This is a genomic window from Mycobacterium kansasii ATCC 12478, assembly GCF_000157895.3.
GTDB lineage: Bacteria > Actinomycetota > Actinomycetes > Mycobacteriales > Mycobacteriaceae > Mycobacterium > Mycobacterium kansasii.
Genome location: NC_022663.1, coordinates 430753 through 449378 on the forward strand (window position 1 = coordinate 430753; position 18626 = coordinate 449378).

General features: G+C 63.3%; 12 protein-coding genes and 7 pseudogenes. 7 read left to right on the top strand and 12 right to left on the bottom strand.

What is annotated here, in order from left to right; all coding sequences use genetic code 11:
* Positions 1-66 precede the first annotated feature (66 nt).
* The 4 genes and pseudogenes from MKAN_RS01880 to MKAN_RS01900 all read left to right on the top strand — a co-directional run.
* On the top strand, positions 67-600 hold the full coding sequence (locus MKAN_RS01880) for a hypothetical protein (RefSeq protein WP_080673978.1): 534 nt from the start codon (positions 67-69) through the stop codon (positions 598-600).
* A 187-nt stretch (positions 601-787) separates the two neighbouring features.
* On the top strand, positions 788-1327 hold the full coding sequence (locus MKAN_RS01885; protein ID WP_080674186.1) for a hypothetical protein: 540 nt from the start codon (positions 788-790) through the stop codon (positions 1325-1327).
* A gap of 182 nt (positions 1328-1509) precedes the next feature.
* A protein-coding gene (locus tag MKAN_RS01895; protein ID WP_129111949.1) for an IS3 family transposase occupies positions 1510-2627 on the top strand; the annotation gives its coding sequence in 2 pieces (ribosomal slippage) (positions 1510-1777 and positions 1777-2627; 1119 coding nt in all).
* 44 nt (positions 2628-2671) lie between these two features.
* Positions 2672-3154, top strand: a pseudogene (locus MKAN_RS01900) (integrase core domain-containing protein); the annotation flags it as partial.
* 166 nt (positions 3155-3320) lie between these two features.
* Here MKAN_RS01900 and MKAN_RS01905 read toward each other — a convergent pair.
* Positions 3321-3848, bottom strand: coding sequence for a hypothetical protein (locus tag MKAN_RS01905; protein WP_080673980.1), 528 nt, complete (start codon positions 3846-3848; stop codon positions 3321-3323).
* A 328-nt stretch (positions 3849-4176) separates the two neighbouring features.
* On the opposite strand from MKAN_RS01905, the gene MKAN_RS01910 reads away from it, so the two are divergent.
* The gene (locus MKAN_RS01910) at positions 4177-6507 is read left to right on the top strand and encodes a putative alpha/beta hydrolase (RefSeq protein ID WP_023364638.1); all 2331 of its coding nucleotides are present in this window, start codon (positions 4177-4179) and stop codon (positions 6505-6507) included.
* Positions 6507-7343, top strand: a complete 837-nt coding sequence (locus MKAN_RS01915; protein ID WP_023364639.1) for a hypothetical protein — start codon at positions 6507-6509, stop codon at positions 7341-7343. The genes MKAN_RS01910 and MKAN_RS01915 overlap by 1 nt, the downstream gene beginning before the upstream one ends.
* A gap of 349 nt (positions 7344-7692) precedes the next feature.
* On the opposite strand, the gene MKAN_RS01920 is transcribed toward MKAN_RS01915, so the two are convergent.
* From MKAN_RS01920 to MKAN_RS01980, 11 genes and pseudogenes are all read right to left on the bottom strand, one after another.
* Positions 7693-8810 (bottom strand): IS3 family transposase gene (locus tag MKAN_RS01920; RefSeq protein ID WP_122443431.1). Its coding sequence is split into 2 segments (ribosomal slippage): positions 7693-8543 and positions 8543-8810, totalling 1119 coding nucleotides; the frame shifts between segments, so codons are not numbered across the junction.
* An 80-nt stretch (positions 8811-8890) separates the two neighbouring features.
* Positions 8891-9259, bottom strand: a pseudogene (locus MKAN_RS01930) (ATP-binding protein); the annotation flags it as partial.
* Between the two features lie 16 nt (positions 9260-9275).
* Positions 9276-10340 (bottom strand): IS110 family RNA-guided transposase, encoded by a 1065-nt coding sequence (locus tag MKAN_RS01935; RefSeq protein ID WP_023364643.1) that lies wholly within the window; start codon positions 10338-10340, stop codon positions 9276-9278.
* A 297-nt stretch (positions 10341-10637) separates the two neighbouring features.
* Positions 10638-11048 (bottom strand): annotated as a pseudogene (locus MKAN_RS01940) (ATP-binding protein); the annotation flags it as partial.
* Positions 11045-12405: pseudogene (locus MKAN_RS01945) on the bottom strand (IS21/IS408/IS1162 family transposase). The pseudogenes MKAN_RS01940 and MKAN_RS01945, both read right to left, overlap by 4 nt.
* 395 nt (positions 12406-12800) lie before the next feature.
* Positions 12801-13115: a hypothetical protein gene (locus MKAN_RS28565; RefSeq protein ID WP_023364648.1), complete on the bottom strand. Its 315-nt coding sequence runs from the start codon at positions 13113-13115 to the stop codon at positions 12801-12803.
* Positions 13116-13169: 54 nt separating this feature from the next.
* Positions 13170-13733 (bottom strand): hypothetical protein, encoded by a 564-nt coding sequence (locus tag MKAN_RS30175; RefSeq protein WP_129111946.1) that lies wholly within the window; start codon positions 13731-13733, stop codon positions 13170-13172.
* Positions 13714-14238, bottom strand: a pseudogene (locus tag MKAN_RS31610) (DUF5631 domain-containing protein); the annotation flags it as partial. The pseudogene MKAN_RS31610 and the gene MKAN_RS30175, both read right to left, overlap by 20 nt.
* Positions 14228-14767, bottom strand: a complete 540-nt coding sequence (locus tag MKAN_RS28575; protein WP_023364650.1) for a hypothetical protein — start codon at positions 14765-14767, stop codon at positions 14228-14230. The gene MKAN_RS28575 and the pseudogene MKAN_RS31610, both read right to left, overlap by 11 nt.
* A pseudogene (locus tag MKAN_RS30950) lies at positions 14764-16776 on the bottom strand (DUF5632 domain-containing protein); the annotation flags it as partial. The gene MKAN_RS28575 and the pseudogene MKAN_RS30950, both read right to left, overlap by 4 nt.
* Positions 16777-16823: 47 nt before the next feature.
* Positions 16824-17423 (bottom strand): annotated as a pseudogene (locus MKAN_RS01980) (IS3 family transposase); the annotation flags it as partial.
* Positions 17424-17505: 82 nt separating this feature from the next.
* Here MKAN_RS01980 and MKAN_RS01990 point away from each other — a divergent pair.
* Positions 17506-18623, top strand: a protein-coding gene (locus MKAN_RS01990; RefSeq protein WP_129111949.1) for an IS3 family transposase whose coding sequence is annotated in 2 segments (ribosomal slippage) — positions 17506-17773 and positions 17773-18623 — 1119 coding nt in all. Because the reading frame shifts where the segments join, the coding sequence is not laid out codon by codon here.
* Positions 18624-18626 lie beyond the last annotated feature (3 nt).

The window sequence follows — 18626 nt, forward strand, 5'->3', positions numbered from 1 at the left end:
TTCATAATGCTTGGCTGCGCGAACGCTGGAGTGCGCTGAGACGAATCCGCGAATAACCTTACTAACGTGACGACTAACCCGCCGCCCGCACAGCAGTGGACACGGCAATATGCACCTCAGACGACACCGCGTTCCGCGACCTGGCCAACGGTAGTGCTAGCCACTGTCGCCGCCATACTTAGCGCCGCTGCATTGATTGTGGCACTAGTGCGCCCAGCAAACGGCAGTCGGGCCGTAGCACCAACGACGATGGCGCCGCCAACATACACCGCTGCGGAAACCACCGCAGCGCACCAGAAGCTATGTGACGTCTATAAGCTGGCAGCGCGGGCGGTTCAGATTGAAACCAACGGTGATGACCCGGCCATGGCAAACATTTCCACAGTGAACGGGGCGCAGATGTTACAGCAAGCGGTCAACACTGCGCCGGCGTTGGCACCGGGCGACCGGGCCGCCGCACTCGAGCTCGCTGAGGCCTACAGCAATAGCACGGCTGTGGCTAGCTTTGCCAGGGGTCGTGATGATCCGGCATGGCGTTCGGCATCGGATAACGTCATCGCCAAAGATGCGCGCATGAAGGCTGTGTGTAGCGGCGGCTGACCTTCCGCCGGGCAAGTGGTCGAAAGTATTTGGTGGGTCCGTGATGGTGGGCGACCAGATGCGACGATGGCCGCTGACGGCATACCCCAATCAAGACGTCACCGCTGTTGCATATTGCAGCAGCTATCACCGACACCAGACATGCACTGGAGTGCGCAAGCGCGACAGCGCGAATAACCTTACTGAGGTGACGACTAACCAGCCGCCCGCACCGCAGTGGACACCGCGCCACCCTGTTCAGCTTGCACCACGCTCACGCAGCTGGCCGCTGGCAGCCTTGGCGGGCATCGGCATTGTGGCCATAGTGCTGAGCGCTGCAGCCTTGATTGTGGCTTTGACGCGCCCTACATCCAGCAGCCCAACCGCAGCACCGGCTACGACAGCATCGCCGCCATACACCCCCGCCGAAACCGCCGCCGCGCACCAGAAGTTATGTGACGTGTACAAACTGGCGGCGCGAGAAGTGCAGATACACACCAGTGGCGACAACCAACCGCTCGCAGTCGCTGCGACCGTTAACGGCGCGGTCATGTTGGAACAGGCAATACGTGCAGCTCCGGCGCTTGCACCCGCCGACCGCGCCGCCGCGCTCGCACTAGCTGAGTCTTACACCAACGCTAATGCTGTGGGTAGCTTCACCAGTCGAGACGATCCAGCGGGGCAGGCTTTGATCGATGATGTAATTGCCAAGGACGCACGTATGAAGGCCTTGTGCGGTGCCGGCTGATCTTCCGCCGGGCAAGTGGTCGGCAGTATTGGTGGGCCCGTGGTGGTGCGGACGACCGGATGCGGTGACACATGCGGTCACCTATTGGAGCAATGCAGGGGCTGGCCTGACCCCGATCGGTTGGTCCATGGCTTATGAGAGTCTTGCAGCCCACACTGTGGGCAGGAAGGCTCAACAAGATCATGGCAACAAGGAAGCGGCATAGCCCCGAGCAGATCGTGCGTAAGCTGACGCTGGCGGATCGGCTGTTGTCCGAGGGCAAGGACACAGCGGCAGTGTGCCGCGAGCTGGGTGTGTCGGAGGCGACGTATCACCGATGGCGCAATCAGTTCGGTGGTTTGAAGGCCGAGGATGCCAAGCGCCTGAAGGACCTCGAGCGCGAGAACGCAACGCTGAAGCGGCTCTTGGCAGATGCCGAGTTAGAGAAGGCTGCACTCAAGGAGATCGCGCGGGGAAACTTCTAGGCCCGGAGCGTCGGCGGGCAGCCGTTCGTCACCTCCAGCGTGTGCTGGGGGTCAGCGAACGGTTCGCCTGCCGCGTGACCGGGCAGCATCGGGCCACCCAACGCCACGAACCCGCCGCCGAGACTGCCCAGGACCCCGATGCCGGCTTGCGGGCCTGGCTGCGCCGCTACGCCAAAGACCATCCGCGGCGTGGGTTTCGGCCCGCTTATCACGATGCCCGCGCTGAAGGTTGGCAAGTCAATCACAAGAAGGTGCAACGGCTCTGGCGTGAGGAAGGCTTGCGCGTGCCGCAGCGGCGGCGCCGTAAACGACGCGGTAGCTCCACCGCCCGGCCCGAGGTATGCGCCGATGCCCCCAACCGGGTCTGGGCCGTGGACTTTCAGTTCGATTCCACTACCGATGGGCGCCCGTTCAAGATCGTCTCGATCATCGACGAGTACACCCGCGAATGTCTCGGCGACAAGGTAGACCGCAGCATCACCGGCGAGGACCTCATCGACGAACTTGACCGCATCGCCGCTCAACGCGGTACCTATCCGAACGTGCTCAGATGTGACAACGGACCCGAATTAGCCTGTGCGGCAATGGCAGACTGGGCCGACGGTCACGTCGGGCTGCACTTTATCCCGCCCGGTGAACCTTGGCGAAACGGCTACGTCGAATCATTTAACTCCCGCATCCGCGACGAATGCCTCAACATCAACAGCTTCTGGTCTCTAGCCCAGGCCCGCGTGGTCATCAGCGACTGGAAACATGACTACAACCATCACCGGCGGCACTCTGCCTTGGGCTACCAAGCCCCCGCCCACTACGCTGCCACCTGCACCCACCAATGAACGACTCTCGTTCGCCGTGGACCAGTTCACGGGGTCCGGTCACCCCCAACCGGGTCTGGGCCGTGGACTTTCAGTTCGATTCCACTACCGATGGGCGCCCGTTCAAGATCGTCTCGATCATCGACGAGCACACCCGCGAATGTCTCGGCGACAAGGTAGACCGCAGCATCACCGGCGAGGACCTCATCGACGAACTTGACCGCATCGCCGCTCAACGCGGTACCTATCCGAACGTGCTCAGATGTGACAACGGACCCGAATTAGCCTGTGCGGCAATGGCAGACTGGGCCGACGGTCACGTCGGGCTGCACTTTATCCCGCCCGGTGAACCTTGGCGAAACGGCTACGTCGAATCATTTAACTCCCGCATCCGCGACGAATGCCTCAACATCAACAGCTTCTGGTCTCTAGCCCAGGCCCGCGTGGTCATCAGCGACTGGAAACATGACTACAACCATCACCGGCGGCACTCTGCCTTGGGCTACCAAGCCCCCGCCCACTACGCTGCCACCTGCACCCACCAATGAACGACTCTCGTTCGCCGTGGACCAGTTCACGGGGTCCGGTCAGCTTGGCTGTCAGCGCTTGACTTTCCCCGCCTGGAGCCAGTACTACACCCCGGCCGCGGGCGCGTAAGGGCGCACCGGCCACCACGCACCAACCAGCAACATCGACCACTTGCCGGGTCGCAGATCAGCCGCCCCCGCACACGGCCTTCAACCGCGCGTCCTTGGTATTGACGTCATCGAGGACTGCCTGTGACTGGGGATCGTCGCGTTGCGAAAAGCTGCCAATTGCATTGGTGTTGGTGTAGGCCTCTGCCAACGCAAGCGCGGCGGCGCGATCGGTAGGTGCAAGAGCCGGAACGGCATTGACCGCTTGTTGCAGCATTACCGCGCCGTTAACGAGTGCAGCGACTCCGAGTGCCTGGTTGTCGCCATTGGTTTGTATTTGCACTGCACGCGCCGCCAGCTTGCACACCTCACATAACTTCTGGTGCGCGGAGGCGACTTCAGCGGCTGTGGAGGTCGGCGGGGCGGACGTTGCCGGGCGTGCCGTTGTTCCGCTCGTAGTAGGGCGAGTGAATGCCACGATCAAGGCCGCCGCGCCCAGCACAATGGCGATGGCCAAGCCCACAGTGTGCCAAACGCGCGAGCCTGTCCCGGGCTGTCTGGGATGGGTTGGCGTCCATTGACCAGTCGTGGGCGGGAAGGTCGTCACTTCAGTGAGGTTATTCCTGCTGCTGCCTGCGCGCACTCCAGCGCCTACCGGATCGCGGCGACATCGAGGACAGCCACGGCCGCCGAAACATCGCCCCCCGTTGGGCGAGACGGCCAATCCTCCATACGTCGGTTCTCAGGCGTGAATGGCGACAACCCGTGCAGTAGGGCAGAATTCGCGCGTGGCTTCTTTGTGGTTCATGCCCGATGCGATGTGCACCGCAGGTAGCCCGGTAGCTTCTGAAGGGTCGCTACCGTGCTCGGCGCCACACGGTGGACGCGACTACGTTTCTCACCGAAATGGATAACCCAAAACCACGGAGGGTGCGGTGCAGCTTCGCTACATAAGCGTCCCGCTGCTGATCGCTGAAGCCGGTGGTGATCCATGGGCGATCAATCAGAGCCTCCAAGCCGGGCGTCCGGCGCAGATTTCGGGTCTTGCGGAGGCGTTTCATGCGGCAGGTCGGTGCACCGCCGAGGCTGACGCTGCTTTCGATCTGGCGCGGCGCCGCTTCGAGGCAGCCTGGAATCGCGAGAACGGCGAGCATCCGATCAATGATTCAGCTGAGGTGCAGCGCGTCACCCAGTCGCTGGGCGCCCAGTCCTTGCAATTACCCAAGATCGGGGTGGACCTGGAAAACATCGCGGCCGCCTTGGCCGAGGCACAACGATCCGCAAGCGGGCAGATCGCAAGACTAGAGGGTCAGCTGCAGCAACTCGATGACGAAATCGGCCAGGCGGTGACGCTCGAGAGAAACCCTCAGCTCACCGCAGAGGACAGGGCGACACTGGATGCTTTCATTCACACGTGCGAACAGGACGCGATTGACGACACCCAGACTGGCCTGGCTGAGCTGCATTCGATTCGCGACGGGTATTCAAACTCCCTGAGAACCGCGGAGAAAAATCTGGCTGTCGACGGCTACGACCCTTCTCGAATTTGGGGCGTCGACAACCACGAACCCGAGACGCCAGACCAAGCTGAACAAGACGTCCATGATGCGCTTGCTGGTGACCAAGGTGCGGCTGGGCGGGTCAATGCTGTATTGGGTTCCATTACCCCCGATCAGTTGGCCGGGAAAGTTCCGTTGACTGCCGAGCAGGCCTCAGTGTTGAGTCAGTTGCAAGCTCAAGAACACGGCATGTCTGTCGACGCGCTCACGACCGCGGAGCAACGCCTGGGCGCGCAAAGGGGCATGATCGCCAATTCCTGGCAGCTGATGAGCAATCCGAATATCAGCTTCCCGAAGACTCAGTTAACCGTTGGCGCCAAGCAGGGTTCCGACACGGTTAAAGGCGGCGTCACGCAATTGCCTGAAAGCGTCCAGCAAGCGTTGAACTCGCCGGGAGTGCTATTCACGCATCAAATGAACGAGATCGCCGGTATCGTCAAGGACGGGGACAAGCGCTTTCAGACGAATACCGAGTTGGATCGCGCAATGATCCACAAGGCATCGGTCATGATGGATACGCCGATCTGGCATATCGACCCCGCCAGCCGCGGCCAAAACGTCGAACGCGATCCCGCTTTGGATCCCACGGTGTCCAATGTCCTCTCGGCGGTCTCGCCGGATCACCAGGTGGTGCATGACACCATCACCGGCGCCGACGGCGACAAGTTCCTGCAAAACATCACCCACCATTACTGGAAAGACAACGGCCAAGGTGTTGGATCCCTGTTTTCGTGGACTGGAGATCCGGCGGTGGTCCAGGGGCCGGAGGAAGGGATCGCCGCCGAAACCGCCCACGTCTACAGTTCGTACATCGGCACAGACCAGGAGTTGCTGCATCTTCCGGGAAACCACACCCTTGGCCAGGTGAACCCGAATTTGGTCCGCGATATGGCTCATGGGCTGGGGCCCTATGTCAACAATATCGCCGGCACATCGGGGGGATTACCGGGATTCGGTGATCCGCTGGACGGCCACACGATGTCGGGTGCGCTGCCGGTGGCCAAGGGTGTCTTCTCGGTGCTGAGCAGCGATAAGGAGGCCGCCCAGTACTTTAACGGCCAGGCCTACGCGCAGGCTGTGCTTCACGAGGCTGCCTTTGCCAACGACCCCACCCATTCGGGTTACGACCAGCATTTGTATGATGCCGCAACTTTGCGAGCGTTGGTCGACGTCGGCACACACAATGCGTTTCAAGCCAACGAGGACAATGGGTATCACCAGGGCGTCTCGGAATATCAGTCCAAGAAATCGGCGTATGAAACGGGCCTGCAAGGTCTCACCACAGCAGGTGGCTTTATCCCCGGGGTCGGCCGCATCGCCGGTCCTACGATCGGCATCCTGGGCCACAACCTGGAAAACGCCGTCCTCGGTCCGACCCCGACTGCGCCGACCGAAAATCCGATACAGCCCATGTCTTTGGGTATGGCCGACCAAGAGATCCTCAACGCCATGCTCGGAACAGGACACACAGTCGCCGGACTGCCGCCCGGTTACATCGTCTATGACCACGACCACCCCAATGGTCGAATCGCGACGCCGGAAGAACTGGGTGTTACGGCCGGTCAATACAACAGCGTGATTGGTCCCGCTTTGTCGCAGTCGCTGGAACCCAGGCCGCCCAGCGAGCGCTTCTCCCCGGATGTGGGGTTGGTCAGCCGCTACGACGATATTGTTGGTGTTCCGCACCCCGATCAGGGCAGGAAGTGATGCGAATCCGTCTCGAGTTGCGAACAATCGCAGCGTTGTTGACAGTTGGTGTGCTGTTGGTCGGTGGATGCGGTTCGGGTGGGCGCTCGGCTCAAGGTTCGACCAGTACGTCTGCGGCGCCGCCGGCGGGCTGGCCTGCGGCGCTGGACAATTTCACCATGGTGTGGACGGCTGAACCCGGTATCGACGTGACCGCGTGGCCTGCGGTGGTGGTGCGCGCCTACACCGAGTCGTACACGCTGGCCTCCGCTACACGCGATGACAAGTATCTGTATCCGGGATTTCGGCAGTCGGTTGATCCCAACAAGTCCATCCACGATCCGATCGGCACACAGTTTTTGTGGCCACGGACCGACGGTCGGCCGGACCCGCCGTGGTTGGGCACGCAGCAGGACCATATCTTGTCTGTGACAACCTCTGGTCGTGACGTCACAGTCATTGTCTGCGAATACATGTTCGGCGCTGCCGAACAATCTGACCAAGGATGGGTCCGCCCGCATGTTGCAGGGCCGTCCCCGTATACAGGTATCGCGGCGATGCGGATCACCATGACCGCTCCTGCCAAGCCGGGGCCGCCGCTGCCCGCCCAGCAGGGGCCGGCGCGCGCGCCGTCGGTCGATGTTTTCGTCGGTTGGAGGATCACCAGCCACCAGGGCGGGTATTTCGCCCGATCTGGAATCGGGTCGGAGTGGCCGGATGTTGTCGAAAACGAAGATACCTGTGTCGCGAAGGCACCCCCCCACCGCGACTTGGTACCCGGGCAGGAATATGTCCGGTCGTTCTTCCCGACCCTGCCGGCGTCTCCTGGCTGGCCCTCGCCAAGCGCGAACGCATGAGAAAGGCAAGCGCCGCAGCGTTATTGGTAGCGGCGTCGATCATCCTGACCGTGTGCTTGGCACCCGTCGGGTGTGGGTCGAATGTCGGCGAGAAGGCTTCGGGCACAACGTCGTCGAGTGCTAAGTCCTCCGCATCATTTGCCCCGCCCCCGCCGTCGATCAACGCGCCTGATCGCGCTCATCGAAAATCCTCAGGTGTGCTCGCCGAAATTCCTCACCTGTGAGCAGGGCTCAGTGTAGTTGGTTGGGTGCCGGTGGCGGCTCTGCGGAGGGTTTGTGCGGCCGCTTGGTGGTCGCGTAGTCGGTATGACCGGACCCCGTGAACTGGTCCACGGCGAACGAGAGTCGTTCATTGGTGGGTGCAGGTGGCAGCGTAGTGGGCGGGGGCTTGGTAGCCCAAGGCAGAGTGCCGCCGGTGATGGTTGTAGTCATGTTTCCAGTCGCTGATGACCACGCGGGCCTGGGCTAGAGACCAGAAGCTGTTGATGTTGAGGCATTCGTCGCGGATGCGGGAGTTAAATGATTCGACGTAGCCGTTTCGCCAAGGTTCACCGGGCGGGATAAAGTGCAGCCCGACGTGACCGTCGGCCCAGTCTGCCATTGCCGCACAGGCTAATTCGGGTCCGTTGTCACATCTGAGCACGTTCGGATAGGTACCGCGTTGAGCGGCGATGCGGTCAAGTTCGTCGATGAGGTCCTCGCCGGTGATGCTGCGGTCTACCTTGTCGCCGAGACATTCGCGGGTGTGCTCGTCGATGATCGAGACGATCTTGAACGGGCGCCCATCGGTAGTGGAATCGAACTGAAAGTCCACGGCCCAGACCCGGTTGGGGGCATCGGCGCATACCTCGGGCCGGGCGGTGGAGCTACCGCGTCGTTTACGGCGCCGCCGCTGCGGCACGCGCAAGCCTTCCTCACGCCAGAGCCGTTGCACCTTCTTGTGATTGACTTGCCAACCTTCAGCGCGGGCATCGTGATAAGCGGGCCGAAACCCACGCCGCGGATGGTCTTTGGCGTAGCGGCGCAGCCAGGCCCGCAAGCCGGCATCGGGGTCCTGGGCAGTCTCGGCGGCGGGTTCGTGGCGTTGGGTGGCCCGATGCTGCCCGGTCACGCGGCAGGCGAACCGTTCGCTGACCCCCAGCACACGCTGGAGGTGACGAACGGCTGCCCGCCGACGCTCCGGGCCTAGAAGTTTCCCCGCGCGATCTCCTTGAGTGCAGCCTTCTCTAACTCGGCATCTGCCAAGAGCCGCTTCAGCGTTGCGTTCTCGCGCTCGAGGTCCTTCAGGCGCTTGGCATCCTCGGCCTTCAAACCACCGAACTGATTGCGCCATCGGTGATACGTCGCCTCCGACACACCCAGCTCGCGGCACACTGCCGCTGTGTCCTTGCCCTCGGACAACAGCCGATCCGCCAGCGTCAGCTTGCGCACGATCTGCTCGGGGCTATGCCGCTTCCTTGTTGCCATGATCTTGTTGAGCCTTCCTGCCCACAGTGTGGGCTGAAGACTCTCATAAGCCATGGACCAACCGATCGGGGTCAGGCCAGGTATAACTCGCCGTCGAGGTTGATGACCACGGAGCGGTGTAGGAGGCGGTCGAGCATGGCTGCAGCCACGGTGGTGTCGCCGAGGATTTCGCCCCAGGCCCCAACGCCGCGGTTGGTGGTGATCACGATGCTGGATTTCAAATATCGTTGGGAGACAACCTGAAACAACGCTGAAGCGGCCTCGGCGGGCAGCGGCAAATACCCAAGTTCATCAATGACGAGCAGCGTCGGCCCGGCGAAGAACCGCATGGTGGTGGCCCAACGGCCTTGTATGGCTGCACGATGACAGCGGGCGGCCAGATCCGCGGCGGTAGTGAAATAGGTCCGATACCCCGAGTACGCTGCCGCCCTGGCTAGTCCGACGGACAGGATGCTTCTATGTCTGTCAAGCCGCCGTTTCGATGGTGGTGATTGATGCGGCGTCGGTCTGCATGATCCGGTAGACCTCGCGGGCGATAGCGCGTTTGAGGCATCGTTTGATCTCTCGGGGCGTCTTGCCTTCTGCAGTGCGTCGGGCGGCGTAGGCCTTTGTCGTAGGCTCGAACCGCAAGCGCGTCAGTGCAACAGTGTGCAGTGCGAGGTTGAGTTGGCGGTCACCGGCGCGGTTGAGTCGGTGGCGCACGGTGGCGCCGCTGCTGGCTGGGATGGGTGCGGCGCCGGCCAGGGACGCGAAGGCCGCCTCGCTGCGGATGCGGTCGCGATGCGACCACGAGATCAAGAACTGCGCAGCAGTGATGACGCCGATGCCGGGTCGGTCGAGCAGCTGGGGGCAGGCGGCAGTGACGAGGAGTTCGAGCTCGGTTTCGTGTTCTGCGGCTTCAGCTTCGAGCATGAGAGCACGCCGGGCGGTAGCGCGAATGGCGCGGACGGTGGCGCGGTGTTCGACTGAGTGTGACGGCAGGGTACGCAGCCGTGCGCAGCGGTTGAGTTGTTCGTCGGTCGTTCCGCGTCGTAGTTGATCACGCAGCGATTGGGGGGCGTTGACGATCATGGCCTTGAGTTGCCCAATAGCTTTGGTACGGGCCAGGATTGCACCCTCACGCGCGGCGAGTAGCACTCGCATAGCTTCCCGGTCGCCGCGAGCGCGGGGCGCTGCTAGGTGCTCGCGCGTCAATGCTTCGCGTGCGGCGCGGACGGCGTCGAGGTCATCAGATTTGGCGCCGTCCCGTCGGGCAGGGCGTGCGGGGCGATCAATCTCGACTACCCATTCGCCGCGTCCGAGCAAGTGTGTGGTCAGACCAGCGCCGAAGCTGCCGGTGCCCTCGATCGCCCAAACTCGCCGACCTGTGGCATGTTTGGCGGCGAAGGTGTCGAGTTTACGGAATCCGAACGCGTCGGTCGCCACCGTCAGCCGCTCGACCAATCCTCCGGCGGCGGTGACGATCGCCGCGGTGTGGGAGTCGCGGTGGGTATCGACGCCGATGACGAAATCGACCTTGTCTGTCAGCATGGGTGTCACGGTGTTCTCCAATCATTGGGGTGCATCAGGTCGGCACCGGCCTGGATGGGATCACCGTGCGGCAAGACTGTGATGAGGCACGACCCGGCATCGGGTCGGCCAGGCTTCTGATCAGGCCAGTCGTGGTGGGCCAGGCCGGTGCCGGTCACCGGCGACGACAAATCCAAAGCAAGGGCACTACCCGCGTGAGGTGCGGCCAATGAGTCTTTAGGGTCAGTCGCGGTCACCGACACCGACCCTTCCACCGGCGGCGCCGAGACTCCATTGAGTCCGCCCTCAAGACTCACAATGCGTCTTTCCCGTACCTGGCGGACCAATAAGCAAAATGTTGGTAGCCGATTCGAGGTAGCGGCAGGTCCCCAGTTCATTGATCAGCTTGCGGTCGATGCCGGCGGCGGCATCAACATCGAAGTCGGCCAGCGTGGCCGGGGTGGGCAGGCAGGCAAAGCGCAGCCGCCCAGCCAACCGTCGGGCGGTGCTCGCATCGACCTCGACGGCCAGTAGCCGCTCTAGCGCCACGGTCAACGACAAGCCCTCAACGGTGGCTTGATCCAGGACGGCGGGCAGGGCTTCAGCGGCGGCGTGCAGTTTGAGTTCGGCCAGATGCGAGCGCAGCTGCTGATAGCGACTGGCCGACTGAGCCGGCGACTCGGTACTCGCGGCCCGGCTGGTCTTCGGCGTGCGTGGGGTAGCGGTCATTTCAAGGTCCTTTTCTGGGCTGCCCGCTCATAGACGGACAGGTCGATGACTGTGGATTCATTTGATGCAGCGGAGGATTCGCTGACTGATGGGTCGGTGTCATGCCCGGCCAGCAGTTGTGCGGCGGCGGATCTGGCCGCCGGCCCGGGCGGGATGCGTTCCTTGCGGCGATGCGGGCGCCCCGTCGTGGCGGTCGTCATGGCGGCCGTATCCAGTGCGATGACATGGCCGCTGTCACGGACCATCACCCCGAGGGCGTCGGCGGCCAGGCGGTGTCGGGCAACGACGATGCCGCTGGTGGTGGCGATGTCGCAGCACTGTGCGCCGACGGGATGGCTGACTACCACCTGGGCGGCGGCCAACTCCGGTGGCACCGAGTAGCGGTTACCGCGGTAGGACACCAACGCTTGGCGCGAGGCCGTGCGGGTCTGGGAGATGATCACCGGATAGGGCAGCGCCGGGACCAATGCCAACGGCTCAGCCTGGGCAACGGTGGCCACCGAGGACCGCCCGTCAGCGGTCGCGCGCAGCCGGGTGTCCCCACGCACCGCGGCGAAGCGGTCCACACTGACTTGGGCCTGCTCTGGGGTCAGGTCATCAGCCAGGGTGCGCCACCAGCGTTGTGCGGCAGTGTGGTTGACCTTCTCGACCACACCCTTGCGATTGCCGCGCCGCGGCGGGCAGATCGCCACTGCCACGCGATAGTGTTTGGCCACCCCCGCGAACGACGCCGTCACCCGCCCAGAACCAGGATCACAGACGGTAGCCATCCGATCAAAGCGCCATACCCGGCTCACGCCACCAATGCCGCGCACCACGTGGTCGATCGCGGCGACCAAGTGCGGCTGATCCTCCAGCGCAGACAGTGCCGCTCGCCACTTCCCCGAATGAGCGAGCGAGCCGACCAACAGATGCGCGGTCTTACCCCACCCCCCGATGCAGGTGGATCTGGCAATTCCAGCCAGTCCCATTGGGTTTCGTGGCCCGGGGCGTGCGGGGTCACCGCGTTGGGACGTTCGGTCGCCGTGCGACACGCCTGACACGCCGGACGCAGTCCCCGTCGGCGGATGTTGCGGGTCAGGCTCTGATACGACAACCCGAAGCCGAGCTCCTCCAACTCGTCGTAGAGGGCGCGGGCCCACAGATGCGGGTCCTCGGTCAGCCTCGCGGTGACGTAGTCGACGAACGGATCGAACGGATCCGGACTCGGTCGGGCACGCACCCCGGGCGTGCCGTCCCCGTCCAGGTACTTGCGGACCGTCTTGCGATCAAACCCGGTATGGCGGGCGATCGCCGAGATCGTCCAACCACGTTTGCGTAGGGCATGTACTTCCACATCGTCCTCCCGTGTGAGCATGAGAAAGCGGGCCTCCTTCGGCAGCGCTGCAGGCTTCAGACACCAGCAGCATCGAAGGAGGCCCGCCCTTCTCGGCGGAGCCCAGGGATGGGGAATTTCGATGAGCGTCAGTGGGGAATTTCAGTGAGCGCGGTCACGGTTTGCGTTGAGCCGCAGGATGATCTAGACACCATCCACTGGCGAGGTGATCAAACCGAAGGCCTCCCCGAGCGTGTGTCAGACATTCCCAACGAGTATCGGCATACGCCGCCGCCGATACCTGCCCCGGAAACACCGCGCAATGAAGCCTCGCCGGCAGTCAATGAACCCCGGCGTTACGCAAATCCGCTGTAGGCGTGTCGACAACGGCGCTGTCGGCGCTCTACTCCAAACTGGCCCGACCCGGTGTCTGAGACCTAAACGGTGGTGCTGAGCGCTTCCAATGCGCCGAGTGCGTCGGCGGCGGCTCTCTGTACCGCCTTAAGCTGGCTGCCGACACCCGGCCCGTCGCCACGAATTTCGGCAACCACCGCCGCCGCCATTGCACGGCGTTCGGCTCGCGCGTACGCCTGTTCAATGGCGATGATCGTGCTCACCTGCGCCACAACGCTATCCAAATCTATAAACAGCGCGTCGAGATCGCGCATCTCCCTGCCGGTGTTGGTTTTCGCGCGGCGGGCCCGCCATAGCGCAACCAGGCGCTGATAGACGGGCTCACGGGCCGCACGCACACCGTCACCCAGCGGGCCATAACTGAGTTGCTCGCCCGGCTGTCGATCCAGCAGTTAGCGCACCGCGATCATCAGCTCACCAGCGGCGCGAAAATCAGTCGGCACCTCTCCGCGTAACCGCCGTGCGACGTCTGCGCGGATCACCTCGATCGGCGCGCTCGGATCAACATCCTCTGCCACCAGCGTGCCGTGCGCCGAGACGCGGATCGCCTCGGCAACCGCTCGGTGCACCGCGTTGCGTCGTACGGCGACAACCGTTGTATCGCCGCGTATTTCGGCGATGACCGCGGCCGCCATCGCCTGCTGCTCGGCCAATACGTAGGTCCGCTCAACCTCTGCTGCGGCGATGGCCGCCAACAACACATTCAGTACGTCACGTAGCAGTGCCCGCACCTCACGTTGACCAGCGAGCCACTGCTCCCGTCGTGCTTCGAGCACCTCACGGCGGGCATGCCACAGCCGCGTCAGGTGTCCATACAGCTCGGCGCGGGCCGTCTTCAGGGCCTCGTACAGCACGCCTTGCGCGATAGTGGCCGGCCGCGGCTCGATGTCGAGCTGAATAACGGCGTGTAGCAACTCGAATGCCGCGCGCTCGTCCGCGAACACTTCGCCGGGCATCACCACCGATGGTTACGTCAAGCACTCGCTGGGTCGCATCGACAAGGTTGGACATCGCAATTCCTGCCGCGTTGGCCGCGGTTGCATTCTTGGTCGCGATGACCGCATTCACTGCGGCAACTTTTGATTCTGTTGACCCCTGACCGGAAATGATCTGGTCAATCTCCTCGTTGCCCGACTTCGCAATTTCTTTCAGTCGGTCACGCAAATGATTCACCGCGTCCGCGACACGATCACTCTGCTCACTTTTAACCTGGCACTGGTGAGCAATCGTGGTGAGACGTTGCTCGCCACGCCAATACCGATCCAACAAATCCTCAGCAGTTCGACCCTGATTAACTCCCAACTGCGTCCGCCTGTCGGGCAGATCGCTGGCCTCGTTGCGTTTGACCGCCCCTGCATTGCTCCAATAGGTGACCGCAGATGTCACCGCATCCGGTCGTCCGCACCACCACGGACCTACCAATACGGCCGACCACTTGCCCGGCGGAAGGTCAGCCGGCACCGCACAAGGCCTTCATTTTCGCGTCTTTAGCATTGACATCGTCAATTGCTGCTTGAAGCGCCGGATCGTCGCGATTCAAGAAGCTACCCATTGCGTTGGTACTACTGTAGGCCTCGGCCAACATGAGCGCCGCGGTGCGATCGCCGGGAGCGAGCGCAGGGGCGGCATTCACCGCCTGTACGAGCATCACCGCCCCGTTAGCTAAGGCAGTGGCTGCAAGCGCTGGATTGTTGCCATGGGTGTCAATTTGAACTGCACGTGCCGCCATTTTGTACATCTCGCACAACTTCTGATGGGCGCCCGCGACTTCAGCCGCGGTGTATGTCGGCGATGCTGTCGTGGCCGGTGCTGCGGCTGGGCTGCTGGATGTCGGGCGCGTCAAAGCCACGATCAAGGCTGCAGCGCTCAGCACTATGGCCACGATGCCGATGCCCGCTAAGGCTGCCAGCGGCCAGCTGCGTGAGCGTGGTGCGAGCTGAACGGGATACGGCGGTGTCCACTGCGGTGCGGGCGGCTGGTTAGTCGTCACCTCAGTAAGGTTATTCGCGCTGTCGCGCTTGCGCACTCCACTGCGTATCGGCAGCGTCCGGTGTCGATGATCGCTGCGCCCATAGCGGTGACATTGTGGTCGGGGTATGCGGTCAGTACTGATTGGCGGATTTCTGTGGTCTTGTCGCGTAGTAGTTCGGCTTCGTTGTCGGGGACGCCGTATTTGCGGACGGCGGCGATGGCGACTGCTTGGGCGACGCGGGGTAGTCCGTCTTGGCGGCGGACGTGGTCGATTAGGGTTGGCCCGAGTTCGTCGATGGTGGGTGCGGTGCGTGCGGTGCGGTCGCCGCTGAGCGCGGGGGCGTCGGGTCCGGCTTCGCTGATGTAGGCATGGGGGTGGTGTACGGCTGCGACCGTGACGGCGCCGAGCAGATCTTCAACCGTGGCGTCGCGGCGTCGGGTGGCCGGTTCAAGCAGGGTCAGGTGAGCAGGCAGTCGAACATGTGGGGGTATCCAGCCGCCTGCGAGGTCGGTGACCAGCAGGGTGGTTCGCGCGTCGTCGCGTAGCCCGGCGGCCCAGGAGAGGGCCGGTTCTTGGCGGGCTACCGCATCGACGATGCGCCGCAGGCGTTGCTGTTCTGCTGTTCGCCGCCCGGTGTCGCCAGCGGCGGCGCCCGCGGCTGCGGCTACCGTGGCGCCGGTTAGTGGTGCGGAGGCGCTGGTTGTTTGGTTCTGGGCAGCGGCTTGGCTGGTGGACTTGGCTACCGGTGATACCAGTGAGCTGCCGGCCGAGGGTGATGATGAGGCGGAGGCCGCCACGGCCGCACCCGAGACGGGCCCGGTCGGCGTCGGTGGTGCAACCGGTGGGGTGACGACGGGTGGGCGCAAGTCGGCGCCGTATGCGGGCAAGGGGCCGGCTGGCGTGGCACTGACCGGTGCGACGGGTGCGGGGGTTTGGCCGCTGGTCATCATCGGTGCAACTGAGGTCATGGTGGTATCGGCCGGGGCTGATAGCACCGGGGCCGGGCTGGCAGCCGCCGCGCCTGCGTCGGGAACATGCGGCACAACCGGTGCGCTGGCCGGGATTGTCGGGGTCCCCGCCACGGGTGCGGTAGTAGGCGGTGTTGCTGGTGAAAGTGGTTGGGTGGCCGAATGCACCGCGCCCTCCGACAGGGATTGCGTGCCGGCAGCCGCCGGTGCGCCGGTCATCATGCCGGTCGTAAACGACTGGCTCAACGACTGCGGTGACAACGGTGCAGCCGCGGCCGCCGGTGATGCTGGCTACGAAACGCCTGGCACCGACGGGCCACTGGTAGCGGGAACACCGGGCGGTGGCGTCGGAGTGATGGTATTCGTTGGTGGGACTGCTGGAGCCATTTGAGCACCTGCGAATGGCGCCGTTCGAGCGGGTGTTTTGGGTGAGCTGTCACTCGCTGGCGGGGCAACTGGCCCTATTTGAGCACCATTGAATGGCGCGATTTCGGGCAATGCTTTCGAGGCTTCTTCACCCGCCGGCGTTGCAGGTGCCAATTGCCCACCGCTGAATGGTGCTGCAGACGGCGCTGTCGACGGCGACTGCAAGTCTTCGGCGGTGATTGGCCGCGATGGTGCGGGACCGTCGAGATTCACGCCGTGCTTGCGCAGCCATGTGCGGGCATCACCACCGATGGTTACGTCAAGCACTCGCTGGGTCGCATCGACAAGGTTGGACATTGCAATTCCTGCCGCATTGGCCGCGGTTGCATTCTTGGTCGCGATGACCGCATTCACTGCGCCAACTTTTGATTCTGTTGATCCGCTACCAGAGATGATCTGGTCAATCTCCTCGTTGCCCGACTTCGCAATTTCTGTCAGTCGATCACGCAAATGATTCACCGCGTCCGCGACACGATCACTCTGCTCACTTTTAACCTGGCACTGGTGAGCAATCGTGGTGAGACGTTGCTCGCCACGCCAATACCGATCCAACAAATCCTCAGCAGTTCGACCCTGATTGACTCCCAACTGCGTTCGCCTGTTGTGCAGATCGCTGGCCTCGTTGCGCTTGACCGCGCTGACCGGACCCCGTGAACTGGTCCACGGCGAACGAGAGTCGTTCATTGGTGGGTGCAGGTGGCAGCGTAGTGGGCGGGGGCTTGGTAGCCCAAGGCAGAGTGCCGCCGGTGATGGTTGTAGTCATGTTTCCAGTCGCTGATGACCACGCGGGCCTGGGCTAGAGACCAGAAGCTGTTGATGTTGAGGCATTCGTCGCGGATGCGGGAGTTAAATGATTCGACGTAGCCGTTTCGCCAAGGTTCACCGGGCGGGATAAAGTGCAGCCCGACGTGACCGTCGGCCCAGTCTGCCATTGCCGCACAGGCTAATTCGGGTCCGTTGTCGCATCTGAGCACGTTCGGATAGGTACCGCGTTGAGCGGCGATGCGGTCAAGTTCGTCGATGAGGTCCTCGCCGGTGATGCTGCGGTCTACCTTGTCGCCGAGACATTCGCGGGTGTGCTCGTCGATGATCGAGACGATCTTGAACGGGCGCCCATCGGTAGTGGAATCGAACTGAAAGTCCACGGCCCAGACCCGGTTGGGGGCATCGGCGCATACCTCGGGCCGGGCGGTGGAGCTACCGCGTCGTTTACGGCGCCGCCGCTGCGGCACGCGCAAGCCTTCCTCACGCCAGAGCCGTTGCACCTTCTTGTGATTGACTTTGGCCTGACCCCGATCGGTTGGTCCATGGCTTATGAGAGTCTTGCAGCCCACACTGTGGGCAGGAAGGCTCAACAAGATCATGGCAACAAGGAAGCGGCATAGCCCCGAGCAGATCGTGCGTAAGCTGACGCTGGCGGATCGGCTGTTGTCCGAGGGCAAGGACACAGCGGCAGTGTGCCGCGAGCTGGGTGTGTCGGAGGCGACGTATCACCGATGGCGCAATCAGTTCGGTGGTTTGAAGGCCGAGGATGCCAAGCGCCTGAAGGACCTCGAGCGCGAGAACGCAACGCTGAAGCGGCTCTTGGCAGATGCCGAGTTAGAGAAGGCTGCACTCAAGGAGATCGCGCGGGGAAACTTCTAGGCCCGGAGCGTCGGCGGGCAGCCGTTCGTCACCTCCAGCGTGTGCTGGGGGTCAGCGAACGGTTCGCCTGCCGCGTGACCGGGCAGCATCGGGCCACCCAACGCCACGAACCCGCCGCCGAGACTGCCCAGGACCCCGATGCCGGCTTGCGGGCCTGGCTGCGCCGCTACGCCAAAGACCATCCGCGGCGTGGGTTTCGGCCCGCTTATCACGATGCCCGCGCTGAAGGTTGGCAAGTCAATCACAAGAAGGTGCAACGGCTCTGGCGTGAGGAAGGCTTGCGCGTGCCGCAGCGGCGGCGCCGTAAACGACGCGGTAGCTCCACCGCCCGGCCCGAGGTATGCGCCGATGCCCCCAACCGGGTCTGGGCCGTGGACTTTCAGTTCGATTCCACTACCGATGGGCGCCCGTTCAAGATCGTCTCGATCATCGACGAGTACACCCGCGAATGTCTCGGCGACAAGGTAGACCGCAGCATCACCGGCGAGGACCTCATCGACGAACTTGACCGCATCGCCGCTCAACGCGGTACCTATCCGAACGTGCTCAGATGCGACAACGGACCCGAATTAGCCTGTGCGGCAATGGCAGACTGGGCCGACGGTCACGTCGGGCTGCACTTTATCCCGCCCGGTGAACCTTGGCGAAACGGCTACGTCGAATCATTTAACTCCCGCATCCGCGACGAATGCCTCAACATCAACAGCTTCTGGTCTCTAGCCCAGGCCCGCGTGGTCATCAGCGACTGGAAACATGACTACAACCATCACCGGCGGCACTCTGCCTTGGGCTACCAAGCCCCCGCCCACTACGCTGCCACCTGCACCCACCAATGAACG